29 protein-coding genes and 2 pseudogenes are annotated in these 25791 nt (G+C 63.8%); 9 read left to right on the top strand and 22 right to left on the bottom strand.

Annotation, left to right across the window (positions count from 1 at the left end; translation table 11 throughout):
* Positions 1-563: 563 nt before the first annotated feature.
* The 3 genes from GDA49_10825 to GDA49_10815 all read right to left on the bottom strand — a co-directional run bounded on the left by GDA49_10825 (position 564) and on the right by GDA49_10815 (position 3426).
* Positions 564-1139 (bottom strand): MFS transporter, encoded by a 576-nt coding sequence (locus GDA49_10825; GenBank protein MBC6440876.1) that lies wholly within the window; start codon positions 1137-1139, stop codon positions 564-566.
* Between the two features lie 144 nt (positions 1140-1283).
* Positions 1284-2435 carry an aminopeptidase P family protein gene (locus tag GDA49_10820; protein ID MBC6440875.1) on the bottom strand — a complete coding sequence of 384 codons (1152 nt, stop codon included), beginning with the start codon at positions 2433-2435 and terminating at the stop codon, positions 1284-1286.
* A 67-nt stretch (positions 2436-2502) separates the two neighbouring features.
* Positions 2503-3426, bottom strand: coding sequence for a sodium:calcium antiporter (locus GDA49_10815; protein MBC6440874.1), 924 nt, complete (start codon positions 3424-3426; stop codon positions 2503-2505).
* 104 nt (positions 3427-3530) lie between these two features.
* Here GDA49_10815 and GDA49_10810 point away from each other — a divergent pair.
* Positions 3531-3776, top strand: a pseudogene (locus tag GDA49_10810) (Na+/H+ antiporter NhaA).
* Between the two features lie 31 nt (positions 3777-3807).
* Here GDA49_10810 and pgeF read toward each other — a convergent pair.
* The 3 genes from pgeF to GDA49_10795 form a co-directional block, all read right to left on the bottom strand.
* Positions 3808-4578 carry a peptidoglycan editing factor PgeF gene (gene pgeF / locus GDA49_10805; GenBank protein MBC6440873.1) on the bottom strand — a complete coding sequence of 257 codons (771 nt, stop codon included), beginning with the start codon at positions 4576-4578 and terminating at the stop codon, positions 3808-3810.
* Positions 4575-5591, bottom strand: a complete 1017-nt coding sequence (locus GDA49_10800; protein ID MBC6440872.1) for an SAM-dependent methyltransferase — start codon at positions 5589-5591, stop codon at positions 4575-4577. The genes pgeF and GDA49_10800 overlap by 4 nt, the downstream gene beginning before the upstream one ends.
* A gap of 65 nt (positions 5592-5656) precedes the next feature.
* The gene (locus tag GDA49_10795) at positions 5657-6484 is read right to left on the bottom strand and encodes a prolipoprotein diacylglyceryl transferase (protein ID MBC6440871.1); all 828 of its coding nucleotides are present in this window, start codon (positions 6482-6484) and stop codon (positions 5657-5659) included.
* 128 nt (positions 6485-6612) lie between these two features.
* Here GDA49_10795 and GDA49_10790 point away from each other — a divergent pair, with 128 nt between their 5' ends.
* The 7 genes from GDA49_10790 to GDA49_10760 all read left to right on the top strand — a co-directional run bounded on the left by GDA49_10790 (position 6613) and on the right by GDA49_10760 (position 10491).
* On the top strand, positions 6613-7029 hold the full coding sequence (locus GDA49_10790) for an accessory factor UbiK family protein (GenBank protein ID MBC6440870.1): 417 nt from the start codon (positions 6613-6615) through the stop codon (positions 7027-7029).
* 139 nt (positions 7030-7168) lie between these two features.
* The gene (locus GDA49_10785; protein ID MBC6440869.1) at positions 7169-7669 is read left to right on the top strand and encodes a YbjN domain-containing protein; all 501 of its coding nucleotides are present in this window, start codon (positions 7169-7171) and stop codon (positions 7667-7669) included.
* A gap of 3 nt (positions 7670-7672) precedes the next feature.
* Complete coding sequence (locus tag GDA49_10780; GenBank protein ID MBC6440868.1) at positions 7673-8494, top strand: pyrroline-5-carboxylate reductase; 822 nt, start codon at positions 7673-7675, stop codon at positions 8492-8494.
* Positions 8495-8567: 73 nt separating this feature from the next.
* Positions 8568-9179 (top strand): TetR family transcriptional regulator, encoded by a 612-nt coding sequence (locus GDA49_10775; GenBank protein ID MBC6440867.1) that lies wholly within the window; start codon positions 8568-8570, stop codon positions 9177-9179.
* The gene (locus GDA49_10770; protein ID MBC6440866.1) at positions 9176-9529 is read left to right on the top strand and encodes a tRNA-binding protein; all 354 of its coding nucleotides are present in this window, start codon (positions 9176-9178) and stop codon (positions 9527-9529) included. The genes GDA49_10775 and GDA49_10770 overlap by 4 nt, the downstream gene beginning before the upstream one ends.
* 191 nt (positions 9530-9720) lie before the next feature.
* On the top strand, positions 9721-9960 hold the full coding sequence (locus tag GDA49_10765; protein MBC6440865.1) for a hypothetical protein: 240 nt from the start codon (positions 9721-9723) through the stop codon (positions 9958-9960).
* A gap of 276 nt (positions 9961-10236) precedes the next feature.
* On the top strand, positions 10237-10491 hold the full coding sequence (locus GDA49_10760) for a hypothetical protein (GenBank protein ID MBC6440864.1): 255 nt from the start codon (positions 10237-10239) through the stop codon (positions 10489-10491).
* Between the two features lie 82 nt (positions 10492-10573).
* On the opposite strand, the gene GDA49_10755 is transcribed toward GDA49_10760, so the two are convergent.
* The 4 genes and pseudogenes from GDA49_10755 to GDA49_10740 all read right to left on the bottom strand — a co-directional run bounded on the left by GDA49_10755 (position 10574) and on the right by GDA49_10740 (position 13789).
* A complete protein-coding gene (locus GDA49_10755; GenBank protein MBC6440863.1) occupies positions 10574-11878 on the bottom strand; it encodes a HAMP domain-containing protein in 1305 nt (434 codons plus the stop codon).
* Between the two features lie 8 nt (positions 11879-11886).
* Entirely contained in the window at positions 11887-12615 is a 729-nt protein-coding gene (locus GDA49_10750) for a class I SAM-dependent methyltransferase (protein ID MBC6440862.1), read from the bottom strand.
* Positions 12615-13280 (bottom strand): annotated as a pseudogene (locus GDA49_10745) (response regulator). Before GDA49_10745 ends, GDA49_10750 begins: the two are co-directional and overlap by 1 nt.
* Positions 13281-13294: 14 nt before the next feature.
* Positions 13295-13789 carry a MarR family transcriptional regulator gene (locus GDA49_10740; protein ID MBC6440861.1) on the bottom strand — a complete coding sequence of 165 codons (495 nt, stop codon included), beginning with the start codon at positions 13787-13789 and terminating at the stop codon, positions 13295-13297.
* An 84-nt stretch (positions 13790-13873) separates the two neighbouring features.
* Between GDA49_10740 and GDA49_10735 the strand changes: the two genes are divergently transcribed.
* Complete coding sequence (locus GDA49_10735; protein ID MBC6440860.1) at positions 13874-14752, top strand: branched-chain amino acid aminotransferase; 879 nt, start codon at positions 13874-13876, stop codon at positions 14750-14752.
* Between the two features lie 130 nt (positions 14753-14882).
* On the opposite strand, the gene GDA49_10730 is transcribed toward GDA49_10735, so the two are convergent.
* The 12 genes from GDA49_10730 to GDA49_10675 all read right to left on the bottom strand — a co-directional run bounded on the left by GDA49_10730 (position 14883) and on the right by GDA49_10675 (position 25730).
* Entirely contained in the window at positions 14883-15350 is a 468-nt protein-coding gene (locus GDA49_10730) for a molybdenum cofactor biosynthesis protein MoaE (protein MBC6440859.1), read from the bottom strand.
* A gap of 5 nt (positions 15351-15355) precedes the next feature.
* On the bottom strand, positions 15356-15607 hold the full coding sequence (gene moaD, locus GDA49_10725; GenBank protein ID MBC6440858.1) for a molybdopterin converting factor subunit 1: 252 nt from the start codon (positions 15605-15607) through the stop codon (positions 15356-15358).
* Entirely contained in the window at positions 15604-16860 is a 1257-nt protein-coding gene (locus GDA49_10720; protein ID MBC6440857.1) for a molybdopterin molybdotransferase MoeA, read from the bottom strand. The genes moaD and GDA49_10720 overlap by 4 nt, the downstream gene beginning before the upstream one ends.
* Before the next feature lie 51 nt (positions 16861-16911).
* Positions 16912-17688 carry an HAD-IIB family hydrolase gene (locus GDA49_10715; protein ID MBC6440856.1) on the bottom strand — a complete coding sequence of 259 codons (777 nt, stop codon included), beginning with the start codon at positions 17686-17688 and terminating at the stop codon, positions 16912-16914.
* Positions 17689-17846: 158 nt separating this feature from the next.
* Complete coding sequence (locus GDA49_10710; protein ID MBC6440855.1) at positions 17847-18254, bottom strand: hypothetical protein; 408 nt, start codon at positions 18252-18254, stop codon at positions 17847-17849.
* Positions 18163-18474, bottom strand: coding sequence for a hypothetical protein (locus tag GDA49_10705; protein MBC6440854.1), 312 nt, complete (start codon positions 18472-18474; stop codon positions 18163-18165). Before GDA49_10705 ends, GDA49_10710 begins: the two co-directional genes overlap by 92 nt.
* Positions 18464-19048, bottom strand: coding sequence for a CDP-diacylglycerol--glycerol-3-phosphate 3-phosphatidyltransferase (pgsA, locus tag GDA49_10700; protein MBC6440853.1), 585 nt, complete (start codon positions 19046-19048; stop codon positions 18464-18466). The genes GDA49_10705 and pgsA overlap by 11 nt, the downstream gene beginning before the upstream one ends.
* A 214-nt stretch (positions 19049-19262) precedes the next feature.
* Positions 19263-21197 (bottom strand): excinuclease ABC subunit UvrC, encoded by a 1935-nt coding sequence (uvrC, locus tag GDA49_10695; GenBank protein ID MBC6440852.1) that lies wholly within the window; start codon positions 21195-21197, stop codon positions 19263-19265.
* A gap of 86 nt (positions 21198-21283) precedes the next feature.
* Positions 21284-21790 carry a redoxin domain-containing protein gene (locus tag GDA49_10690; GenBank protein MBC6440851.1) on the bottom strand — a complete coding sequence of 169 codons (507 nt, stop codon included), beginning with the start codon at positions 21788-21790 and terminating at the stop codon, positions 21284-21286.
* Positions 21791-22120: 330 nt separating this feature from the next.
* Positions 22121-23803, bottom strand: a complete 1683-nt coding sequence (locus GDA49_10685) for a formate--tetrahydrofolate ligase (GenBank protein ID MBC6440850.1) — start codon at positions 23801-23803, stop codon at positions 22121-22123.
* 234 nt (positions 23804-24037) lie between these two features.
* On the bottom strand, positions 24038-24280 hold the full coding sequence (locus tag GDA49_10680; GenBank protein ID MBC6440849.1) for a hypothetical protein: 243 nt from the start codon (positions 24278-24280) through the stop codon (positions 24038-24040).
* A gap of 28 nt (positions 24281-24308) precedes the next feature.
* Positions 24309-25730: an ammonium transporter gene (locus GDA49_10675; GenBank protein ID MBC6440848.1), complete on the bottom strand. Its 1422-nt coding sequence runs from the start codon at positions 25728-25730 to the stop codon at positions 24309-24311.
* Between the last annotated feature and the right edge of the window lie 61 nt (positions 25731-25791).

Raw genomic sequence — 25791 nt, 5'->3', positions numbered from 1 at the left:
TCTGTGGAAGCCCGAAAACGTCGTGATTGTCGTCACGCCAGCCACGAATCAGGCAGCCGATCGGTGCCCCGATGTCGGGATCGGGCCCAGACCCGAAACCCCAACGGGACAACCGACGCCGACAGCAGGATCATGAACCCGACAAGACCCGCTGGTCCGAGGAGATCCATCGCATAACCCGATATCATCGGACCCGTGGCAGCGGTCATGTTCCACAGCAGCGTGAAGATGGCCGTTGCCGAGGCGAGCGCGGCACCCCCGGAACTGCTGGCCCACCAGCACCATGGCATAGATCGACGCGACCAGGACGCTCAGAACGAAGGCATAGGCGTATAGTCGATGCTGCTGGGGCGGGCCAGGGCCCATCCCGTCACAACGAAGAGTCCCGCGATCACGATCATGATGACGGTCAGCTAGCCAGACGATCGCGTAGGGCACGATGATGCCGCCTATGTTGAACATCACGAGGAAGTTCACCGAGTGCTTGAGCGAGACCTCCATTTCCGGCCCGTACCGGGTCATGAAGGGATGCATGCTGACAAGGAGAGCGGCAAAGGTCGCGTTCAAGAGGATCGAGAAGGGTGCCAGACGGAACGAGCGAACGAAGGCCGAGAGCCCCAGCTTGTGATCGTCGATCTCCAGGCGGGGCGCGCGTCCGGGGACCAGCGCCAAGGGATGGCCGAGGTCGCGACGATCACCGCCAGAGTGGCGAAGGGCAGCCGGCCCTCAAATCCTGCGACGGCGATGATCTTGTTGCCGACTACGGTACCCAGGCCGAGCACCGCGCCATAGATCGCAAGCTCTTGCCCGCGGCTCTTTTTGGCCGCGATCTCGTTGATCCAGGTCTCGCCGTCGATCCAGAGGATGCCGGTCGACACACCCTTCAGCAGCCGCAGGATCAGCCAGTACCAAGCGTTTTCATAGAGCGGACAGATCAGGACGAAGGCAACCGTGGCGGCGAAGCCCCAGATTATCGGCCAAGCGGGGCTGAAGCGTCGCAGAATGCGTGGCGTGAACGAAGCGACCGCGAGCAGCGCTATCGACTGTGCTACCGTGTTGATGCCGATGACGAGTTCCGAATAGCCGCCCTCGTCGAGCGGGGTCGCGAACAGCGGCAGGCTATAGATGGCCGCCGTCATGCCCATCGCCAGGCTCGTCGCGGTCAGGCTGCGGAATCGCTCGGCCGGAAGGGGGATAGCGCTGGCCCCGGCGTCAGATCATCAGGGCACAGCTCGCCAGAAGGCCGAGGATCATCATCATGAAAAAGATGATCATGTAGGGCATCAGCGCACCACCAGGTCGAGCGGCGCACGATGGAGCGGCTCGCAGCCCGTGCTTGTCACCGCGACCGACCGGCCGAGCGCCATGCCGTGATCGTTTTCGCTGTTGGTCAAAATCATGTGCAGGAAGAACACCATGTTGGGTTCGATCTCCACGGGATTGCCGTGGAAGAACATGGGCCAGTCCATCCAGTTGGGCGGATAGGTCGCGCCCATCGAGTAACCGCAGGCATTGAGCCTGTGGTCGCGGAAGCGGTGATCGTCCATGACGCGAGCGTGGGCGTCGAACACCGCGCCCATCGTCGCACCCGGCCTGATCGTGTCTTCGCAGGCCGCCAGCGCCTCACGGCAGGCGTTGTACATGGCCTTGTGATCGTCATCGGGATCGCCGACCAGGATCGTGAACATCTGGGCCGTATGGTAGTGCCGGTACGACGCCGCGTACTCCAGCATGAGCTGGTCCCGGCTCTCGAGATGATGGCGTCCGGTGTGATAGCGAACCAGCAGGGCCGACGGACCCGACCCCACGATCCAGTGGGATGCAGGATAGTCGCCGTCGCACGAGAACACCGCACCCTGCATGGCGGCGAGCACGTCGCCCGTGAAGACACCTGCGGCCACCCTGTCCCGCGCTGCCTTATGGGCTTCATCGCCCAGTTCCGACGCGTTTTTCATGAAGGCCAGCTCAGTCGGGCTCTTCACAATACGCAGACGACTCACCAAGTAGGAGGCATCGGTTGTGTCGCAGAAACCATCGAGTTTCGCGCGCAGCTTCTCCCAGTGCGCCGCCGTCAGGCCGTAGGCCTCCATCTCGACACCGACACGCTTGCCGGCAAGGCCGAGCTCGGCGGCGAGATCGTTGAGTTCGCCGTAGGGGTCAACCGTGTCGCTGTCGACCCATATGCGGACGTCCTCTATGATTGAGGTATAGGCCGCTTGGCGCAGGTCGGGCGAGCGCGTCAGCAGTGCGATGCGGCCGTCGGCGGTCAGCACCAGGCACTGGAACATTACAAAACCGGTCGTGTCGTAGCCAGTCAGGTAATACATGCTCTCCTGGCGGAACATGAGGAGCCCGTCGAGCCCGGCGTCCGCCATGGCCTGCTGTGTACGGGTGATGCGTTCGTCGTATTCGCTGCGGGCGAAATGCAGAATCATGGCTGCCTCCGTCATATGGCCGCGTATCCTGCCAACTCGCGGCCGAGGGCTCAATCGGCGAACCGAGTCAGGTCAGAGCGTACTGCATGATGATGAAGCCGGTGTAAGCCGCCAGGAACACCGCGCCGATCAGACGGCTGATGTGGCGGGTCGCGACAAGGGCGGCGAAACACCCGGTCAGCGCCAGCATGGCGAACATCGCAAACTGGACGCCGAGACCGCTGGTATCGACCGGCATGACGACCGCGACGATGCCGAGCGCGCCCAGAAGATTGAAGAGATTGCTGCCCAGGACGTTGCCAATGGCGACCGAGGGCCGGCCGCGGATCGCGGCGACGACCGAGGCCGCGAGCTCCGGCAGCGATGAGCCGATGGCGACGATGGTGAGGCCGATGACCGCCTCGGAGACGCCCAGACCGATCGCGATCTCGACCGCCCCCTCGACCAGAAGGTCGGCGCCGAGAACCAGAAGTCCCAGGCCGCCGATGCCGTAGAGCAGGGCCATGCCGTTGCTCAGCATGTTGTCGTCGATGTCGTCATCGGGCAGTTCGGTGCCGCCATGGTGCCAGGCGGTCGCGAGATAGATCATCAGGCCGACGAGCATGATGATGCCCTGCCAGAGCCCTAGGTCGCCCAGAGACGCTATGCCGACGACGACGGCGGTTACGATCAGCACGATCGCTGACTCTCGTCGTCCGGCACCGCGCGCCAGGGTGATCGGCATGATCAGGGCCGCCGTCCCGACGATCAGCAGGATGTTGGCGATGTTGCTGCCGACGACGTTGCCCAGGGCAAGATCGGAGTAGCCGAGCAGAGCGGACTCGACGCTGACGAGGAGTTCAGGCGCCGATGTTCCGAAGCCGACCAGAACGACGCCCACGGCGATTTCGGACACGCCTATGCGTCGCGCAAGAGCGACACTGCCCCTGACCAGAGCTTCGCCGCCGAGAAATAGCAGAACAAATCCAGAAATCGTCAAGACAATGGGCATGAATACACTGGCGGCAGGGCTTGGCGATCTCACCTAACTGGCGAGAGACCGCTCGATTGTGAAGGGGCATAACGTCATGCCGCACGAGATTTTGCGACTTGAAAATGCAGCCGGTCATCATCCTGATGGAAGCGACTGAGCTGGTGCTGATTGCCAGCACGTCACCGCTGGCTCCGACCTACGATCTCCTCCTCAGTACGCCAGTCGAGGTGTCCGTCGGTGAGTTTGAAATCGCCAAGCCGCTGTTGTCGTAGATCAACGACGGTCTGATGGCAGTCTTCTTCCTGATGGGCCTCGAACGCAAGCGCGAAATCGTGATTGGCACCCTGACGGGATCGCTCGTGTCGTGACTTGCCGGATATGTCGTGCGGCGCAACGCGCTCAACAGGCGTTCGACAGCGTGATCGCTGCCACCATGCGCCCGTAGTCTGGTTCGCCCTGAAGCACACTGCGGCGGTAGCTGAAGAACCGGGTTTCGTCGGCGCAGGTGTCATGACCTGTCCAGCCGTACTGCCCGACGCCGGCTTCATCTAGGCGCATCAGCACGTAGGCCGGAAGATCGAACCGATGATGGCCGTCACGATCGGACGGAACGAAAAAGCGGGCATTGGACGCATTGTCGTCGACGAAGCGGGCGTGGTACTCTGATCCGACCTCGTAGGATGCTTGGGCGATGCAGGGTCCGATTTCGGCGACGATACTGCTGCGTCCAGCCCCGAGTGTCTCCATGGCGTCGATCGTCGCTTCGACGATGCCGCGAAACGCGCCCCCCCAGCCTGCATGCGCCGCGCCGATTACCCCGTTTTGGGCATCGGCGAACAGCACAGGCGCACAGTCGGCGGTCAACACGCCGAGCGCTAGGTCGGCGCGGCGTGTCACCATCGCGTCGGCTTCGCGGCCGGCGGCATCGTCCGGGTGTTCGACCGTCACCACCTGATCGCTATGGATCTGGTAGAGCGTGAGAAGGTTCTGTGGCGCGACACCTTGGGCTTCGGCGACTCGGCGTCTGTTCTCCGCCACATCCTCGGGCCGGTCGTCCGATCCGCGACCGACGTTGAGCGAGGCGAACAAACCGCTGCTCACGCCGCCGGTGCGATCGAAGAAGCCGTGGCGGACTCCCCGGCAGGTCCTGAGCAGATTGCCTTCGATCACACGATGGTCCCTTCGAAGCCGGGCGGGGGCGCCACGCCGGACTGCGTGACGGCCATGACGCGAAAATCGTCACCCATGGCGGTGAGCGAGACAAGCCGTTCGTGGCCGCGGGCGATCGCGTCCGCCTGCTCGGCGGATGCCGACTCCAGAAGCATGCGGGCGCGATGATCAATGCCGAGGGCGCGCAGGAAGGGTCCTTGTCCGACGGGGCCATGAACGCCGGCACCGTTCGCCGTTGCGATACCGGCGAGATCGGCGAAGTCGACAGCCGTGGCAAGGTCGGCCCCGCCGGGTGCATCGAAGCGGTCGGTCTGTTCGTGGCCACGGACCGCCTGCAGCGTGTCGGCGAGAGGCAGACGGGGATCGCCGAAGTCGATGATCAGCGCCGCGCCGCCGTTGCGCACGATATGTCGGGCAAGTTGCGTCATCATGTCCTGACGCACCTGCGCGACCTCAGCAATCCGCCCGTTCGGCGCGTCGGGCAACGCCTTGACGAGTGCGTCGTCGGCCGCGGTCTCGGCCACCATGGGGACGAAGCGGCCATCCTGCCGTGCGATCAGGCGCTCGCGCCATCCCGCCGGGCTCGCGACGAACTGGCGGATCGGCAGGGCGTCGAAGAATTCGTTGGCGATCGCGACGTACGGGATGTCCCGGGGGAGCGTCTCAACGCCGTCGTGCCAGGTCACATCACGGCCCGCGAGCCTGTCCCGCTGGAGATCGCGCAGGACCGGGCTGGTTTCGACGAGGTCGACGGGTGGAACCTGCCCGTCCGGGCCTGTCTGGGCCATGGCGCGCAGGGTATCGGCCATGAGTGTTCCGCGTCCTGGCCCCAGTTCGAGCAGCCGCCAACCGCGCGCGAGCTCGATTTGCCATGCCAGTGCCAGGCACCAGAGACCGACAAGTTCGCCGAACATCTGGCTGATTTCGGGCGCGGTGGTGAAGTCTCCCGCCGCACCAAGGGGGTCGCGGCTGGTGTAGTAGCCGTGCTCCGGGTCGGTCAGGCAGGCCGCCATGTAAGTCTCGACGGTGATCGGCCCGGTCTCTTCGATCCGTCGGGCGAGCTTCGCGGCCAGCGCGTTCACGTCTTGCTCGCGGCCTTTCGCGGCTTCCTGGGCGGATCGATCGGCTTGGCGCGTTTGATCAGCCAGATGCCGATCGCGATCATCGGCAAACACAGGAGCTGGCCCATGGTCGCGCCGCCGATGATGAAACCCAGATGCGCGTCGGGTTCACGGAAAAACTCGGCAGTCGAGCGAGCGACGCCGTAACCAACAAGGAACACGCCCGAAATGGCGCCCGGACGGTCGCGCAGCGGGGTCTTCGACCAGACGTACCAGAGCACGACGAACAGAACAAAACCCTCGAGGAAGGCCTGGTAGAGCTGGCTGGGGTGGCGCGCGATCCCGGGATCGTGCGGGAAGTACATCGCCCAGGGCACGTCGCTGGGACGGCCGAAGAGTTCGCCGTTGATGAAGTTGGCGATCCGGCCGAAGAACAGGCCGATGGGCGCGACACAGGCGATGAGGTCGCCGAAGGCCGGAATCGAGTTCTTGTTCTTGCGGGCGAAGAGGTAGACCACCAATGCGACGCCCAGCATGCCGCCGTGGAACGACATGCCGCCCTGCCAGAGGTAGGCAATCTCGACCGGGTGATAGATGAAGTAACCGATCTTGTAGAACAGGACGTAGCCGATCCGGCCGCCGAGCACGATCCCGAGCGTGGCCCAGACCAGAAAGTCGTCGAGCATCTTGCGGGTCAGCCCCGAGGGCGAGGCCTCGAGCAGCCGGATTGCATATCGCCAGCCCAGAAGGATGCCGGCGATGTAGGCCAAGGCATACCAACGAACCGCAAAGGGGCCGATCTCGACGAGTGTCGGATCGATGGCGGGAAAGGCAAGAGCGTACATGCCGCAGGCCCAAAAGATGCGGCGCGACCATATGGTCTGGCCCGCCCAGCGTCCACCGTTGCACTTGCTCGCACGTAACGCCATAATCTTCTGCCATCGGGTGCGCCGACCAGTACGGGATATCCGCCATGCAGACCAACAACCGCTTCTTCGACGACATGGCCAAGATGATGATCGGCGCCATGAGCGCTGCCGGAGGCATGAAGGAGGAGATGGAGGCTCGTATGCATCATCAGACGGAGGCCTTCTTCGCGCGCATGCATTTCGTGCGGCGCGAGGAGTTTGAGGTCGTGCGCGACATGGCTGCACTCGCACGCCAGGAAAACGATTGCTTGGAGGCGCGCGTCGCCGAACTGGAAGCGGCGCTTGCCAAGGTCGAGAAGGCGGCGAAACCCACCCGCAAGGTGACCGCCACGGTCAAGGCCACAACAAAGAAGGCCGCGCCGAAGACCGTGGCTCCGAAGAAGGCTGCGGCCAAGAAAATGTCCACCGGTGCAGCCAAGCGGTCGCCGGCGGTGAAGAAAACAGACACATCCGCCAAATAGTCTCGTCCCGGGGCACGCAACGCCGCCGATTCCTTGCCGTCCCGCGGGCGCTTTGGCAGGCTTATCGGCGGGTGACGGGTTTCCGCTCATTCGCGTAGCCTAGGCCACGTCCCGCCTTGCTTCGGGGAGTCTCCCCTTGATTGATCTTCAGGAACACGACAACGTACCGGACCAGCATCCGCTGGATCCCGTCCAACGGTTCATCGCGTTCAACGGCTGGAACCACGAACGCGTCAACGACAACGAACTGACGCTCGAAATCGACGGCCGCTGGTGCGTCTACCGCATCTGGTTCGGCTGGGAGGGCGAGCTGCAATCGGTCATGATGTCCTGTGCCTTCGACATGCGGGTGCCCGACCAGCGTCTGACGGCTGTCCATTCCCTGCTGGCGTACGTCAATGAACGCCTCTGGGTCGGCCATTTCGATGTCTTTACCGAGGAAGCCGTGCCGACTTACCGGCACGCCATGCTGCTGAGCGGACAGGACTTCATCCATGACGAACAACTGGCGGATCTGTTCGATATCACGATCTCCGAATGCGAGCGCTTCTACCCCGCGTTCCAGTATGTGATATGGGGCGGCAAGACCGCCGCCGAAGCGGTGCAGGCAGCGATCATCGATCCTGTCGGCGAAGCCTGATCCATGGCTGAGATAGGGCCGGTTCTGCTTGTCGGTTGCGGCAAGATGGGCGGTGCCATGCTGTCCGGTTGGCTCGCGCAGGGCCTGGCGTCCGGTGATGTCGTCGCCGTTGAACCAGCCGATGCCCTGGCCTCGACCGTCCGGGAGCGGCACGGCGTCACCGTGATTGCAGATGCGTCGGGGATCGAACTGGACTTCAAGCCGGACGTTCTGGTCCTGGCGGTCAAACCGCAGATGATGGATGAGGCGGCGACCGCCTATGTGCCTTATGCCCGGGACGGCGCCCTCGTGCTCTCGATCGCCGCGGGACCGACTATCGGCTATTTTGAAGGGATCTTCGGAGCCGATTGCGCCGTGGTCCGCACGATGCCCAACACGCCGGCGGCGGTCGGTCGCGGCATCACGGCCCTGACGGCGAATGCCCATGTGAATCAGAACCAGCGTGAGACCGCAGAGGCGCTCATGGCCGCCGTGGGCGAAACGGTCTGGCTTGACGATGAAGCGTTGATGGATGCGGTTACAGCGGTCTCGGGCGGCGGCCCGGCCTATGTCTTCCTGCTGATCGAAACGCTGGCCAGAGCGGGTGTAGAATCGGGCCTGCCCGTCGACGTCGCGCAGCGGCTGGCGCACGCCACGGTCTGTGGCGCGGGCGAACTGGCGCGGCTATCGGATGAAACGCCGGAGCAACTGCGCAAGAACGTGACCAGTCCCGGCGGCACTACGCTCGAGGCGCTCAAGGTTCTCATGGCTAACGATGGCATCCAGCCCCTGTTCGATCGCGCCGTGGCCGCGGCGACGCGCCGTTCCAAGGAACTGGCGGCCTGACTCCACCGTCGTTCTGGGCCGGGTCGACGGCCTGCGCTACAATGCTGCCGACACCTCGAACCGGAGCGTGGTGATGGTCAAGAAAGCCGATATTCCCAAAGTTTCGCTCGCTGCGGCGCTGCGCCTCGCTGCAACGGTCGGCTGGAAAGATCTCGCCATGCGCGACATCGCTGATGAGGCCGGTGTTTCCCTCGCCGAACTGCGAAGTGTCTACGGGTCGAAGGGCGCGATTCTGGATGCCTTTGTCACCGAGATCGACGCGGCCGTGCTGGTCGGCGATACCGCGGAACTGGCGGCTGAACCCGCCAAAGACAGGCTGTTCGATGTCCTGATGCGGCGTTTCGATGCGCTGCAGCCCCATCGCGATGCTGTTGGTTCGATCGTCGCTGCGTGCGCCTCCGACCCCTGTGCCGCGTTGGGCGGCGCGTGCCGCTTGGTGAGATCAATGAGTTGGATGCTCGAAGCCGCCGGGATCGACGGCACCGGCATGGGCGGGCGTCTGCGTGCCAGGGGGTTGGCCGCCATCCACGTCGACGTGCTGCGCACCTGGCTGAAAGACGATAGCGAGGACATGGCGACCACCATGGCCGCGCTCGACAAACGGCTCGGCCAGGCCGATGAAGCCATCGTGCGACTCTGCCGCCTGACGCGCTCCGGCGGGGCGGGCGAGACGGAGGCGGCGTGAGCGACGCAGCGCCTGCTTCGATCACGTTTGATGATTTCCTGAAGGTCGATATCCGCGTCGGCACCATCGTGCGTGCGGAGCCCTTTCCCGAAGCCCGCAAGCCGGCGATTAAGCTCTGGATCGACTTCGGACCCGGGCTCTGCACGAAGAAGACCTCGGCACAGATCACGCGGCACTACGATGCCGAACACGTGGTTGGTCGCCAGGTTGTAGCGGTGGTCAACTTCCCGCCGCGCCAGATCGGCAAGTTCATGTCCGAGGTGCTGACGCTCGGCTTTCCGGGCGAGGACGGCGAAGTCGTGCTGGTCTGTCCCGAACAGCCGGTTCCGAACGGCGGCCGGCTCTACTGACGCTGAGAGTACAGGGTTCGGCTGCGTGCTGCGTGCCAGAGAGTATCTGGGGCAACATTGCGCGTAGCGGATGCTGGTTTTGTCCTGCGTTCGTACCGACGCGATTTCAGGAACATGAGCGAATACAGGGTCACGCACGCGACTGGCTGAGTGAACCCTTCGCTGTACTCGCATGAAATCGAGACACGCCGTTGAACATCTCAAGGCAGGAGCTCGCCCTTGGTGGATCCATTCATCACAAGCGGGGCCCGAACGGCAAGGTACGCGACGTCACCTGTTTGACGCGCGAAGGGCATGTGCTGACCGATTGCACACTCGTCCTCTTCCAGCGGTTTCTCAAGCGGCGGCTTGTCCGTTCACGAAACGGCAGTCCCTATCGGGTATTGCCGCTCAGGATCAAGTTCGTCCGCGCGCGACTCAATCAACGATAGGACCCACCATGAACCACGCAGAGACTGAAGCCATCGCAGCCGTTCATCGGCTGACCTTTGGCGACGACGAGGGTTCTGAGATCGCCGAACTCGCAAGACGGCTTCTTGCCCTGCGGGAGACCATATCGATCAGCGCAGAGCGCGACGGCAGGATTGTCGGAAATATACTGGTCACATCCTTTCTCTTTCAGGGCCACTCCCGACACAACCTGTTACCTGCTCGCGCCTCTTGGAATCGTGCCCGGGTACCAGCGGTCCGGTATCGGGGCGTAACTGATGAAATGCAGCACCGACCATCTCAAGTCCCTTGGGGTGGATGCGGTGTTCGTACTGGGTGTGCCGGCCTACTACCCGAAGTTCGGGTACGTGCCGACCGACAAACAAACACCCTACCCAGATCTTCTGACGATACCTGAAGCGTGGATGGTTCTGGAGTTGACGGCGGGATCGGTGAAGCCGCCGGACGGCACGACAATCGCAGTGGAGTCGCTCATGAATCCCGATCTTTGGGACACACCAGGGCACGGCTGACGCCTGAGTGCGTGAACACACCCGGCATCAAACGCCTGGAGCACGGCCCGATCAGATTGCCTCAATCTGATCGGGCCGTGCTCTAGACCGGAAGTGTCACGCGCGCCCTGAGACCACCCGAAGGAGCCTCCATGAGCACAACGTCGCCGCCATGGCTGCGGGCCGCATCGCGTGCGATCGTCAGGCCGAGTCCGCCGCCGCCACGGTTGGGGTCCCTCGATGTGTCCAGGCGCACGAACGGCTGGAACACCTCGTCCCACTGGTCATCCGAAATGCCGGGACCGTCGTCATCGACTGTGATCGTTATCATGTGTGGCTTACGTTCGGCGAGAACGCTGACGGCCTTGCCGTAACGGCAGGCGTTGTCAAGCAGATTGGTCAGGCAGCGCTTCAGTGAGTTGGGCCGCCCTTCGATCACGATCTCCCCGGCCACCGTCACGTTGATCGCCCGCCCGGCAGCGTCGACCGCGTCCTCGACGATAGCGGCGAGATCGACGGTCTGTGCCTGCTCTTCACCCTCACCGCGGGCAAAGGCAAGGTAGACCTCGATCATGTGTTCCATGTCCTCGATGTCGCGTTTCAGGCTGCGTGCCTCTTCGTTGTCCTCGATCAGAGCGAGCTCAAGCTTCATGCGGGTCAACGGGGTACGGAGGTCGTGGCTGACGCCCGCCAGCATCAGCGTGCGCTGTTCGATCTGGCGCTGGATGCGTTCGCGCATGGAGAGGAAGGCCTGGGCTGCCTGGCGAACCTCGCGTGCGCCCGATGGCTTGAACTCGACACCGGCCACGCCCTTGCCGAATCGATCGGCAGCATCGGCCAGCTTGCGGATCGGCCTGATCTGCTGGCGTACGAAGTAGGCCGCGATCAGCGCCAGGACCACCGACGTGCCGACCATCCAGAAGACGAACAGGTCGGTCGTGCGACTTTCCATGCGCCGGTCCGGAACGAAGACATCAAGTACACCGTCGGTCAGTTCCACGCTGATCTGGGTGGTTTCGTCGGGCGCGTCCGGTGTGATCAGGTAGGGTCGGCGTACGCGCTGGTCGAGCGCCTTGCCTAGAAGTCGTTCGACCCTCGTGTCGCCGGGCTCGGAAAGCGGATCGGGCAGGCGTTCATTCGGGTGGAAGCGGGCTTCGACACCCATGTGTGTCCGGCCGATACGGAAAACGAGGCTGCCCTCGTCCCGATCGGCATAGGTGCTCATCATCCAGATCAGGGTCGAGACATCGCCCGCCACAGCATTGGTCAGATAGCGCGTGACCGTCTCCCAGTGGCGCTCGTAGAAGACGATGGCGAGCACGATCTGCAGGATCACCATCGGCGTCAGCACGATCAGCAGTGAGCGCCCGAAGATCGAGCGTGGCAGGAACTGCTTGAAGCGCACCATACGTGGCCTCAGGCGCGCCGCGCCAGCAGTTTGAGGCCGCGTCCGAAGTTGAACCGAATGCGGATCGCCTCGAAGCCGTGCTTGGCGCGCATCTGGCGAATGTTGCCCGGCGAGAAGTAGAGCTTGTGGTCGGGTACGCCGAAATCGCGCCAGCGGGACGGGTCGGAGCCCTTGGCGTACTCGCGGAGCGCAGGCGTCGTCAGGAACAGTGTCGCCTTCGGGTTCATCGCGCCGGCGATCGTCTCCAGGAAGCGGTTGGTGTCGACGACGTGTTCGATCACCTCGGAACAATAGACGCCGTCAAACCGTTCGCCGGAGAGTTCGGTTTCCTCAAAGGCGCCCACCACGAAGCGGCCCGCACGATACCGACGTTGCGCCTCTTCGACCAGCACCGGGTTGATCTCGATGCCCGTCGCCTCAAGGCCCAGCTCGGCGGCGGCTGCAACGAGGAAGCCCATGCTCGAACCGACATCCAGCAGCTTCGGCCCCGGCATGTGGCGCTTCAGGGTGCGCACCCAGCGGCGCGAGCGGCGCATCTTGCTGTCGAGCTTCTTGAGATAGCCGTCGATGCAGGACTGGCCGACCGTCTCGTCCTGGATCTCGATGGCCTCGTCCATCGACAGCATCGGCGAGATCCATGCGGAGCCGCAGGACCGGCACTTCACCCAACGGTAGGATGGCTGGTCGACCAGAAGCCGTGCGTCGGTTGTGCCGCAGACCTGGCATGGCTCCGCCATCACGCTGCCTCCGCACGCAGGACGTAACCCTCGCCCCAGACCGTCTGCAGATAGCGCGGTGCCCGGGGATTGTCCTCGATCTTGCGCCGCAGCCGGGTGACCTGCACGTCGATCGTGCGTTCGCCGGAACCGCTCTGCTGCGACAGGCGCATGCGCGAGAGTGTGGCACCGGGGTTGCGAGCGAAGACACGCAGAAGGGCGGCCTCCCGCGAGGTGAGCGAGACCGGCTCGCCGTCGCGTGTCAGCTCCATCCGAGCGGCGTCGAAAGCGAAAGGGCCGAAGCGGGCGACGACCTCGACTGGCACCTGAACCTCGCTGCGTCGCAACACGCTACGGATGCGCAGGACCAGTTCGCGTGGCTCGAAGGGTTTGGGCATGTAGTCGTCGGCGCCGCTTTCCAGGCCGGCGATGCGGTCGTCGCCCTCGCCGCGGGCGGTCAGCATGATGATGGGGACTCCCACCTTGGTTCGGATGCGGCTCGTGAAACTGATACCGTCTTCGCCGGGCATCATGACGTCGACGATCATCAGGTCGAAGGCGAGACTCTGCAGCTTGGCCTCGGCATCGGCGGCATTCTCGGCGGTGCTGACGAGAAAGCCGTTCTCCATCAGATATTTCTGCAGGAGCTGGCGCAGGCGGCGGTCGTCGTCGATGACAAGGATATGGGTATCGCCCGGATTCACCGGTTGCCTCGCGGCTTGGCGATGTGGGCACGGTCTTCCTCGTCGACCATGCCGGTAAGTACGCGACGGTAGCCGGCCACGGCATCGGCACCGGCCTCCCGGTAGGCGCGGGCGATGCGGGCGCGCTGGTCGGCCGTCAGCTTGGCTTCCAGCTCCGCACCGGCATCGGTGAGATAGAGCCGACGATGGCGCCGGTCCGAGACACCCTGCTGTTGTTCGATGAACCCCTTGGTGACGAGCTGGCGCAGCACGCGGGCCAGGCTCTGCTTGGTGATCTTGAGAATTACCAGGAGTTCCTTGACTGTGATGCCGGGGTGGCGGCCGACAAAGTAGATCACCCGGTGGTGGGCCCGGCCGAAGCCGTATTCGGCCAGGATCGCGTCCGGCCGCGCGGTGAAGTCGCGATAGGCGAAGAACAGCATTTCGATCCCCTCGCGCAACTCTTCGTCGCGCAGGAAAAGGGGGTTGGTCCCGCGATTTATGTCAGCCATATTGACATATATGCCCGCTGCTGATACTCAAGGCAAGTCTTTTGAACCGGGCGAGTCGCCCTGCCCCAGCACGAGGATTCTAACATGGCCGACCTTATTCCGTTCGACGATCGCGATGGCAAGATCTGGTTCGATGGTGAACTCATCGATTGGCGCGACGCGAAGGTCCATGTCCTGACTCACGGTCTGCACTATGCCAGCAGCGTTTTCGAGGGTGAGCGCAGCTACGGTGGCACGATCTACATGCTGCGTGAGCATAACGAGCGGCTCTACAATTCGGCACGCATCATGGGTTTCGACATCCCGTTCGCGCCCGAGGTGCTTGAGAAGGCACGCTACGACGTGCTCAAGGCCAATGGCATCGTCGACGGTTACGTCCGTCCGGTGGCCTGGCGCGGCAGCGAGATGATGGGTGTGTCGGCCCAGATGAACACGATCCATGTCGCGATCGCCGCTTGGGACTGGCCGAGCTACTTCTCGCCCGAAGCGCGCATGCACGGCATTCGCCTGGCCATTTCGGAGTGGAAGCGGCCGTCACCGGAATCCGCGCCCGTGCACGCCAAGGCAGCGGGTCTCTACATGATCTGCACGCTGTCGAAACACAAGGCCGAGCAGGAAGGCTTCGAGGACGCCATGATGTGCGACCATCGCGGCTTTCTGGCCGAGACCACCGGCGCCAACATGTTCCTGTCGATCGACAGCAAGCTCCACACCCCGCTGGCCGACTGCTTTCTCAACGGCCTGACCCGGCAGACCGTCATGGATATCGCCGGACGCCGAGGCATCGAGGTGGTCGAGCGCCACATGACCGAGGAAGACCTCGGCAAGGCGAACGAGGTCTTCATCACCGGCACCGCGGCGGAGGTGACGCCGGTGAGCCAAATCGGCGGCTACCATTTCCAGCCCGGCCAGCTCTGCAAGCAGATGATGGACAACTACGCGGCAGAAGTCGGCGACAGCTGACCCCCACTACACCGTGTCATTCTGGCGGACCATCGGGAGAGCCGGGACCTCAGGAGGCCGTTGCATCACGGTCGAAGTCCCGGATCGGCGCGGCTGCGCCGCTTGTCCGGGATGACTCACTGAGGCGAGCTTACCGCTCCGCCGCGTCCTTCTCAGCCCACTTCGCAGCGGCCGCGTTATCGGAGGCGCGGGCTTCAACCCAGGTGCTGCCGTCGGGCGTTTCTTCCAACTTCCAAAACGGCGCCTGGATCTTGAGCCAGTCGATCAGGAAGGCGCACGCGTTGAGCGCGGCCTGGCGGTGGGCTGACGCCGTCAACACCAGCACGATCTGTTCGCCCGGTTCCAGGCGCCCGTAGCGGTGGATGACCATGCTGGCCTCGAGCGGCCAGCGCCGGTGCGCCTCATCGTCGATCTCGCGTAGCAGCTTTTCGGTCATGCCGGGGTAATGCTCCAGCGTCATCGCACTGTCGCCAGTGCCGCCGGTCATGTCGCGCACCAGACCGACAAAGCTCGCGACACCGCCGATGCCTGTGTTGCCGGCGGTCAGGACACGCATCTCCGCGCCAGCATCGAAGTCTTCGGCCTGAACACGGATCATCGTCGTCAGCCGCCGGTCACCGGCGGAAACAGCGCGACCTCGTCACCGTCGGTCACCGCCGTGTTTGGTTTGGCGTAAGCCTGGTTGACCGCGACACGGATGAGGCCTTCGTCCTTCAACGCGTCGGCACAGGCGTCGCCGCGACCCTTGAGCCAGGAAACCAGCCCCGCGACATCGGTCACGTCGGCGGGCAGCGCGATCTCCTCGCCGTCCTTGCCGATCTTCTGCTTGAGCCACGCGAAATAGAGAAGCTTCACCCGATCACCTCGCTGAAAGGCAGAACCTCGATCATGCCGCCCTTTTCCAGCTGTGTCATGTCTTCGGGCAGTTCGGCGAGCCCGGAGGTTTCGACCAACGATGACAGCAGGCCAGCGCCTTCACGGCCGAAGGCATGGGCCTCCAGAACATCGTCGCCGGCGCGTGACAGATGCACGCGGACATACTCGCGCCGGCCGCCCTTCTTCTTGCGGTTGAAGGCGGCGCGAACGGTGAAGACATGGGGATCGACATCTTTTGCGCCGGCGAGCCGCAGCAGGAGCGGTCGGGCGAAGCGCAGAAAGGTGACCATGGCGGCGGCGGGATTGCCCGGAAGGCCGATGAAGGCCGCACCGCCGATCTTGCCCAGCATCAGGGGACGGCCCGGCTTGATTGCCATGTACCAGGCATGCAGCGTGCCACCCTCCATGATGGTCTGGCGCACGTGGTCCTCGTCACCGACGGAGACCCCGCCCGAGGTCATGAGCGCGTGGTGGTCTTTTGCGGCCTCGGCGATCGCGGCGCGTGTCTCTGGCCCCTCATCCGGCAGGATGCCGAGATCGGTTACCCGGCAGCCCAGGCCTTCGAGAAGGCTCTTCACCGCATAGCGGTTGGCGTCGTAGATGGCGCCGGGGCGCAGCTTATCACCCGGTTCGGTCACCTCGTCGCCGGTCGAGAACAGCGCCACGCGCAGCGGTTTGCGGCAGGGCAGCGTGGTCAGACCGACCGATACCGCAAGACCGAGGTCCTGCGGCTTCAACCGTCGCCCGGCCTTAAGGATCGTACTGCCGGCACGAACGTCCTCACCCGCATCGCGCCGGTTGGCACCGCGCTTGATGCCGGCCGGCATGGCGACCTTATCGCCCTCCTCGCGCGTGTCCTCCTGCATGATCACGGTGTCGAGCCCTTCGGGCATCGGCGCGCCGGTGAAGATGCGGATCGCCTCGCCGCGCACGGCGGGCCGGTCGAGTGCGTGGCCTGCCGGCACGCGCGCCGTCACCGGCAGAACGGTTTCGCCATCGGCTGCGAGATCGTTGTAAAAGAAGGCATAGCCGTCGACCGCCGCGTTTGGGTGGGGCGGCACGTTCATCGCCGAGACGGCATCCTCGGCCAAGATGCGACCCCGAGCCTCCGCGACCGCCACGGACTCGAGACCGGTCACGGGCACTGCGATACGCGCGATCAGATCGATCGCCTCCGCGGCGGTCATCAGCCGGTCGCCATGGGCGAAACAGTCGTCGGTCATCTGGGTCACGGCACGATGCGTAGCAACACCGAACGGGGATGCCAAGCGCCGTTTCACGTTCTAGCCATGACCGGCCAAGAGCCTGTCGACCAGTTCGACGAAACCGTCACCCTCCGCCTGGCTGCACACGAATCTCGGCAGGTGTTCGAAACGGTCGAGGAACGCTGCGATGTTGGCGACGCCGACCGACCAGGGGAAGGCGCGGAAGAGCGGCTCGTCGTTGGGGGAGTCGCCGACATAGATCGCGCTTGCCTTGGTCGCCTCGGTATCGAGACCGAAGGCCTCATCCAGAAGAGTGAACAGCATGCCCGCCTTGTCGTAGTCGCCGAACCAGACGTTGACGTGGATCGAGCTGACCTTGGCCGTCGCGCCGTACTCGGCGCAGATCGCGAGGATGGCGTCGATCGCAGCCTGATCGAGCGGTCCGACATCTTCCGCGAAGTCGATCGCGATGTCGGCCAGGCGGTAGGCCTGATCGGAGGCGAGGCGCGTCCCGGGCACGCTCGAAAGCACGGCTTCGCCGAGAGCGTCGAGGCGGGCGCGGTTGGCCGCAAAGGTCTCCGGCGGTTCGGCATAGCGCCGGACGACACGGCGAGCGTCCCGGTCCATGCGGAAGAAGAACGCGCCGTTCTCACCGACGACACCGTCGACCGGCCACATCCGCACGATGTGGTCGCACCAGCCTGCCGGGCGCCCCGTCACCGGAATGCAGGCGATACCGGCGGCTTGCAGGCGCTCCATGGCCGACAGCGCCGCACCCCTGATCCGGCCGTTGGTGGTCAAGGTGTCGTCGATGTCGGTCAGCACGAAGCGTGGCGTCGCACCGGCGGTGGCCATGGCATCGGGAAGGTCCTTGATCGGCCTCGGTGTGGTCATCTTCGGAACCGGACGTTGACGACCACAGTCATAGTCCAATTCATGCGCCGACAGAATGGTCGGCCGAGAGGCCCGTGACTGTCTCGAAGGTGTCGTGGATGTAACCGGCGACCGCCCCCCTAGACCTGCGCGAAGGCCATGACGGCCGGCTTGTAGAGCCGGGAGAGGAGGAGCCGCTTGCAGGAAGCACGCACGGCCTGGGCCCCGACCGCTGTCAGGCGATAGCCGAGGATGGGGCGATAGGGTGCGGGGTTCAGCAGACTCCTCTTACAGGCGAACTCCGTGTGGATGCTGATCGGGACCTCGGGATCGCTCTTGTGGACTTCGTGCAGCAGGCGATGGCTGAAGCTGTCGATCCAGAAGCGTCCGGCGAAGCGCTCCTTCAGGATGGCGAGGAAGACCGGAACAGCCTCCCCGGGCGCGGCATCACCCAGCTTAAGCTCGAAGACACCTTGGGTTTTTGGTGGCGAAGGACGCCATATTGTCGAGCAGGAGCAGCTTGCCGTCGTCGCGCATGCGGCGCGCACGGTCTGCGTCTGGGAAGTCGAATCCTCCGTAGGGATGGAAGAAGTAGAACAGCAGCCTCCCGCCGTCCCGGGTCCAGCAGATGTCATCTTCCAAGACGTGGATCCTGTTGCGATGGCGTTCGGCGGCCGCGAATGCCTCGCGATAGAGCGCCAGCGTGTTGAGTGCCAGATGGCGAACACAGGCAAATCCACCGAACTGCTCGAAATAGTCAGCCGGCATTCTGTGTCTTGGCTACCACGCCGCGCACCGTGCCGATGAGGTAGTCGAAGGCAGAGTAGGCGGTGACGAGCACGGCAATCATCAGAAGCCAATGGCCGACCGATCTCGCCACGGCGGGATCGACAATGGACGGCACATCGAGCATGGCGACCAGCCCGACCTGGGCGATGCCCTGTACCACCGCCTTGACCTTGCCGCTGGTGCGTGCGGCAAGCACGATGCCGTTGCTCGCTGCGAAGGCGCGGACGTAGGCGACCAAGATATCGCGGCCGAAGATCACGACGATCATCCAGGCCGTCATCAGGTCCTCGCTGAAAAACGCGAGGAAGATGCAGAAGCGGTACATGCTGTCGGACAGAGGATCGAGCAGCTTGCCGAGGTTGGTGACCTGGCCGAAGCGGCGCGCGACCCAGCCATCAAGCACGTCGGTCGCCTCGGCGATCAGCATCAGGATGAGCGCCAGAATGACGGTGCTGTCATCGGAGACGTCGAAGGTCAGCAGCACCGTGGGCCCGACGGCGTAGCGCGTCAGGCTGAGCAGGTTCGGCGGGAGCAGAAGCTGCCGTGCGTTCATCGTGTTGTGGTTCCGATCCGCGCTGCGACCGCGCTTTATAGTACCATCGGCACCAAAGACGAACCCATGGTCTCGTCTTTGGTGCGTCCTCGGGCGCCGGGCGGGATGCATACGCATCCCTTGGCTCACGCCACATACGTAACGAAGGCGCGGTCTCCAACGGACTATGAGCCGGGCTCATCGACCATTGGCATACCATCGGGTCCGGCCACACTCACCCGTTAGAGTGGAAATGATCCCAGATCCGCTGGGCAACCGTGCGGTCGATACCGTCGACCTTTTCGAGATCGGTGAACGCCGCATCGCCCACGGCCTTGGCAGAGCCGAAATGATGCAGCAGCGCCTTCTTGCGACGGGGGCCGATGCCGCTGATGTCGTCCAGTACGGATTTGCCAATCTGATTGGCGCGTTTGGTGCGATGGGCACCGATGGCGAAACGGTGGGCCTCGTCGCGGAGGCGCTGCACGAAGTAGAGAACGGGATCGCGCTGAGGCAGCATGAAGGGGCTTTTGCCGGGCAGGAAGAACTTCTCGCGACCGGCATCGCGGTCCGGTCCCTTGGCGACACCCGCCAGCGCGACGTCGATGACACCGAGATCTTCAAAAACTTCCGTGGCGATCCTAAGCTGGCCCTGGCCGCCGTCGACGATCACAAGATCCGGCCAGGCACCCTGTCCGCGCTCGGGGTCTTCCTTGATCAGGCGCGAGAAACGGCGGGTCAGCACCTCACGCATCATGCCGTAGTCATCGCCCCCGATCGCATCCTGCTGTGCGGCTTCCCCCTTGATCGTAAACTTGCGGTACTGGTTCTTCATAAAGCCGTCGGGGCCCGCCACGATCATGCCGCCGACCGGTTGGGCACCTTGAATGTGGCTGTTGTCGTAGACCTCGATACGCTGCGGCGGGCCGTCGAGACCGAGGCGGTCGGCGAGACTCTCGAGCAGTTCGCGTTGGGTCGCGCTTTCGGCCATGCGACGGGCCAGCGCGTCCTTGGCGTTGTGCAAGGCGTGACGCATCAGCGTACGCCTGTCGCCGCGCTGGGGCACGGATATCTCCACCTTGCGGCCGGCGCGACCGGTCAGGGCCTCGGTCATGAGCGCGGCGTTGTCGGGCATCGCCGAGACGAGGATCAGGCGCGGCACTTCCTTGTCCTCATAGAACTGACCCAGAAAGGCGGCGAGCACCTCGCCCTCGGATTGGTCTTTCGTGCGGCTGGGATAGTAGGCGCGGTTGCCGTAGTTGCGGCCCTGGCGGACGAAGAAGACCTGGACGCAAGCCTGGCCGCCGGCCTGGTGCAGCGCCACGACGTCGGCTTCCTCGATCGGGGCGACGTTGATGCTCTGATGCGCCTGGATGTGGTTCAGCGCGCGGATGCGGTCGCGCAACCCGGCGGCGCGTTCGAAGTCGAGCGCATCGGCTGCCTCCTGCATACGGTCGGCCAGCTTGTCCTGCACCTCGCGGGTGCGGCCTTTCAGGAAGGCGCGGGTCTCGTCGACCAGCCGGGCATAGTCCTTGTCGGCGGCCAGCCCGACGCAAGGCGCCACGCAACGCTTGATCTGGTGCTGCAGGCAAGGCCGGGTGCGGTTGGCGAAGACATGGTCGGTACAGCTTCTGAGCGGGAAGGCGCGCTGCAGGGCCGTCACTGTCTGGTTGACCGATCCGGTGCTGGCGAAGGGCCCGAAGTACTCACCCTTGCGGCGGCGTGCGCCACGGTGCTTCACCACCTGGGGCCAGTGGTGGTCGAGCCGCAGGAGTATGTAGGGGAACGACTTGTCGTCGCGAAGCACCACGTTGTAGCGCGGCTTCAGCTTCTTGATCAGGTTGGCTTCGAGCAGCAGGGCCTCGGCCTCGGTCGCCGTGGTGACGATCTCCATCGACGCCGTGCCAGCGACCATGCGGTGGAGTCGGGGGTCGAGACGGCCGGGCTGGGTGTAGGCCTTGACCCGTTTCTTCAGGCTGCGCGCCTTGCCGACGTAGAGCACCTCGCCCTTGTCCGACAACATACGGTAGACACCCGGAGTCTGCGGCATTGTCTTCAAGGCCGTCTGGATCGCCTTGACGCCACGCTCGCTCGACTCCCTTTCGACCTGCTCGGTCGCGGGGCCCGAAATCTCCCGCGCCGGCCGTTCGTCCCTGTCTGCTTTTGCCATGATTGTGAATGTAGCGCAGCAGACGGAAGCAAACAGGGCCCGGCTGTGGAGAGCCGGGCCCTGATGACATTGCTCTGACTGCGCGATCAGTTCTGCGGCGGCGGGACGATGCGGAGGTAGGGCTTCGGTGCGTCCCAGCCGTTGGGGAACCGCTCCTTGGCTTCGTCGTCCTTCACCGCCGGGACGATGATGACATTTTCACCGTTCTGCCAGTTGGCCGGGGTGGCGACCTTGTGCTTGGCAGTGAGCTGGCACGAATCGAGCAGGCGCAGGACCTCGTTGAAGTTCCGGCCGGTCGACATCGGATAGCTGATCATCGCCTTGATATGCTTGTCGGGTCCGATGACGTAGACGTAGACATTGCGCACCGTGGCGTTGTCGACCGGGGTGCGGCCTTCCGAGCTCGCGCCGGCGTCAGCGGGAAGCATGTTGTAGGTCTTGGCGACAGAGAGGTCGGGGTCCGCCAGCAGCGGATAGTTGAGCCCGTTGCCGGTGATGTCCTCAATGTCCTGGCACCAGCGTTCATGGTCGGCCACACCGTCGATATTGAGGCCGATCAGCTTCGTCTTGCGCTTGTCGAACTCGGGCTTCATGCCCTCCACCGTGCCGAGCGCAGACCGGCGTGAAGTCGTGCGCGGTTCTACCGATGGAGAGTGTCATTGGTGTATTCCCCTGTTGTGTCTGAGCTGCGTTATACACCACACGATCACGACAGGTGTACGGCGGCCCAAGTTCGTCGTGGTCACATGCAGGAGAGCACACGGGTGTCAAACGGCACCAGCACAACAGAAAGGGCTCGGTCCGATGATGACCTGGCCCACAACAAACCCTGCGCCAATCGAATGGTGCGATGACCATCACCGGCGGATATGCGGCGCCTTCCTGGCACGTGACGTCGGTCATGCGCCGGAACGGGACAGGACCTAGAACAGGCCGGAGATGACGCCGTTGCCGTCGACGTCGATCTTGTCAGCGGCAGGTATCCGCGGCAGTCCCGGCATGGTCATGATCGCGCCGGTGATAACGACTAGGAACTCGGCACCGGCCGAGAGCTTGACCTCGCGAACCGGGATGTCGAACCCGGTCGGCGCGGCCTTGAGCGTTGGGTCGGTCGAGAAGCTGTACTGGGTCTTCGCCATGCAGATCGGGAACTTGCCGGCCTCGGTCTGGTCGAGATCGGCGAGCTGCTTGGAGATCGCGGGCGGGACCTGGATGTCGTCGGCCTGGTAGATCTCGCGCGCGACAGTGCGGATCTTCTCCTCAAGCGGCATGTCGTCGGGATAGAGCGGCTTGAAATTGGCCTGGCCGTCGTCGACGATCTCGACCACGGCGCACGCTAGGTCTTCCGCACCCGCGCCGCCCTCGGCCCAGTGATTGGCCTCGACGCACTTCACGTCGTTGGCTTCGCAGAGCTCGAGCAGCTTGGCCATCTCGGCGTCGGTATCCGCGATGAAGCGGTTGACCGAGACCACCGCCGGAACGCCGAACTTGGCGACGTTCTCGACGTGGCGCTGGAGATTGGCGAAGCCTGCCTCGACAGCAGCGACATTCTCCTCCTTGAGGTCGCCCTTGGCGACACCGCCGTGCATCTTGAGCGCGCGGACGGTGGCGACAATGACCACGGCCTCGGGAGCGATGCCGGCCTTGCGGCACTTGATGTCGAAGAACTTCTCCGCGCCGAGATCAGCGCCGAAGCCCGCCTCGGTGACGACGTAGTCGGCCATCTTGAGCGCGGTCGAGGTCGCCAGCACCGAATTGCAGCCGTGCGCGATGTTGGCGAACGGACCACCGTGCACGAAGGCTGGGTTGTTCTCGAGCGTCTGCACCAGATTGGGCTTGATCGCATCCTTCAGGAGCGCGGCCATCGAACCCTGCGCGTTAAGCTCGTGGGCCCGAACCGGCCTCCGATCACGCGTGTAGCCGACGACGATGTTGCCGAGGCGGCGCTTGAGGTCCTCAAGATCGGTGGCGAGGCAGAAGATCGCCATAACTTCCGAGGCCACGGTAATGTCGAAGCCGTCCTCGCGCGGGAAGCCGTTGGCGACGCCGCCGAGCGAGCCGACGATCGAACGCAGGGCGCGGTCGTTCATGTCGACTACGCGCCGCCAGGTGATGCGGCGCTCGTCGATGCCCAGGCTGTTGCCCCAGTAGATGTGGTTGTCGACCATGGCGGCGAGCAGATTGTTGGCGACGCCGATAGCGTGGAAGTCGCCAGTGAAGTGAAGGTTGATGTCCTCCATTGGTACGATCTGGGCGTAGCCGCCGCCGGCCGCACCGCCCTTCACGCCGAAGCTCGGGCCAAGCGAGGGCTCGCGCAGGCAGATCAGCGTGTTCTTGCCGATGCGGTTCAGTGCATCGCCCAGGCCGACTGTGGTCGTGGTCTTGCCCTCGCCCGCGGGCGTCGGCGTGATGGCGGTGACCAGCACGAGCTTGCCGTTGGGCCGGTCCTGGATGCCGTTGATGTAGTCGAACGAAAGCTTGGCCTTGTCATGGCCATAGGGCTCGAGATGACCCGGGTCGATATCGAGCCGGTCCTTGGCCAGCTCGATGATTGGCCGCAGCGTTGCGGCCTGGGCAATCTCAATGTCGGATTTGGGCGTCGCCATCGGTGCTCCCCCGGGAGATGAAATGCGTCTCATATGTCGCTGGACAGGCGGACTTTAGAGGCGGCTGCCGCCGTGTCACGCACGGATTCGACGTGGGGTGTCGCACATGGTCCTGATTGAGCGAGGCGGTCTGGAATTGGTCCCCATCGGCGTCACAAGAACATGCGCTTCGGGCAAAGATAAAGGGGCGACGTTGCCGCCGCCCCATGGAGGTGTTCGTGGTCGTGCGGACCCTCAGTGCCCGTCCATCATGGCGTCGTGTCGCCCTCGATGGTCGAGCGCCTTGTCAAGGCCGACCTCGTTGTAGTGGCGCAGGGCCACGTCATACTCGGCATTCTCCGACTTGATCTGCCAGATATGCCACGCGACCCAGATGACCACGCCGGCCAGAACCAGCGGAACCTCGATCCCCCCGGCGAACGGGTAGATGGCGCCGAGATCGGCGGCACCCGTCCAACTGTCTACACCCGTGCTCATTATCTTGATTCCTCCAGTGTTGGCGCGATCAGCCCTTGGCCAGATCGCGGTCGACGTCTTCCATCGTGGTATCGCGATAGGCGTGATACGGGAAGGCGTCGCCGTAGTCGTGGGTGTCGAGACCGGCAAGTTCGACCTCGCGCGGAACGCGGAGCCAGCCCATGCCGTCCAGGATCTTCGAGAGAATCCAGCATGGCAGGAACCCAAGCCCCCAGAAGAACAGCATGGCCCCGAGGAAGTTGCCGAGCGGATTCACAACGGCAATGCCTGCGGAATCGCTGCCGAACCAGGCGATAGACATCTCTGCCGATTCCGGCGCCAGGATGTGGGCCGGATAACCCCACAGCATGAAGCCCGCGATCACGGTACCGGCGAACCCTGCGTAGCCATGCACGGCTACGGCGCCGACGGCGTCGTCGATCTTGAACTTCCGTTCGACCCAGTGGTGCATCTTGTAGGCGATCCAGACACCGACCATGGCGATAATCATCGCCTCGATCGGATGGTAGAGATCATTGCCCGACGATGCAGTGATGACACCGGCAAGACCGCCCGAGTAGCTCCAGAACGGATCGCCCCTGGAGAGAATGTAACCCGCCAGCAGACCGCCCGAGAGCGACATCAGGAAGTTGAACGTGATGCCCGAGAGCGTTGTTGGCGTCAGATAGATCGTGGTCGCCGTGAAGAACGTTCCTTCCTGCCCGGTCATGTCGTCGCTGTAGAAGTCGATGATCGGAACGTTGCAGGCCGCGTAGAAACCCCAAAAGCCGGTGAAGATCAGGAAGAGTCCGACCGTGACGAACCAGGGATTGTTCTGCGGGATAGCCTGTGGTGTACCGTCTGCGGCAAACTTGCCAAGCCGCGGTCCGAGGACCACAAGGACACCGAGTGCCGAACCGCCCGCGATACCGTGCACCACCGAGGAGGCATAGGCGTCATGGAAACCCCAGAGCTGGACCATCCAGCCGTTGTAGCTCCAGCCCCAGGCGGCATCGAGAATCCATGTCACCGAGCCGACCAGGACGACGATGATCAGGAACGCCTGCGTCTTGATGCGCTCGATCACCGCCCCCGAGACGATCGAGGCTGTGGTCCACGAGAACAACAGGAACGCTGCCCAGAAGACACCGGTCAGGCGGTTCTGCAGATTGACGCCCATGGCGTCGGCCCAAGGAACCGATGCGTTGGCGAAATCATTCGACAGCGACAACCCGATGAGCGGGAACTCGGGAAAGGCGAAATAGATCCACCATCCGAAGTAGAAGAACGTGATGGTGACCAGCGGGATCAGCATCGTGTTCTTCATCAGCGTGTGTTGAATGTTCTTGCGGCGTGAGGCGCCGACTTCATAGACACAGAAGCCTACGTGGATCAGGAACATCAAGACGACTGTGACCCAGTAGTAGAATTCCGTGAAGATCACCATTAAGGAGTCGAGTCCGTCAGACATCTCCTTGGTTCCCCCCGTGTTGAAATAACCTTGTAACCCTCCCGCCGCGCAGGAGGTTTCC

This window comes from Rhodospirillales bacterium, from assembly GCA_014323865.1.
In the GTDB taxonomy this organism is placed as follows: Bacteria; Pseudomonadota; Alphaproteobacteria; order SP197; family SP197; genus SP197.
This window is presented reverse-complemented; position numbering and strand designations above follow the sequence as displayed.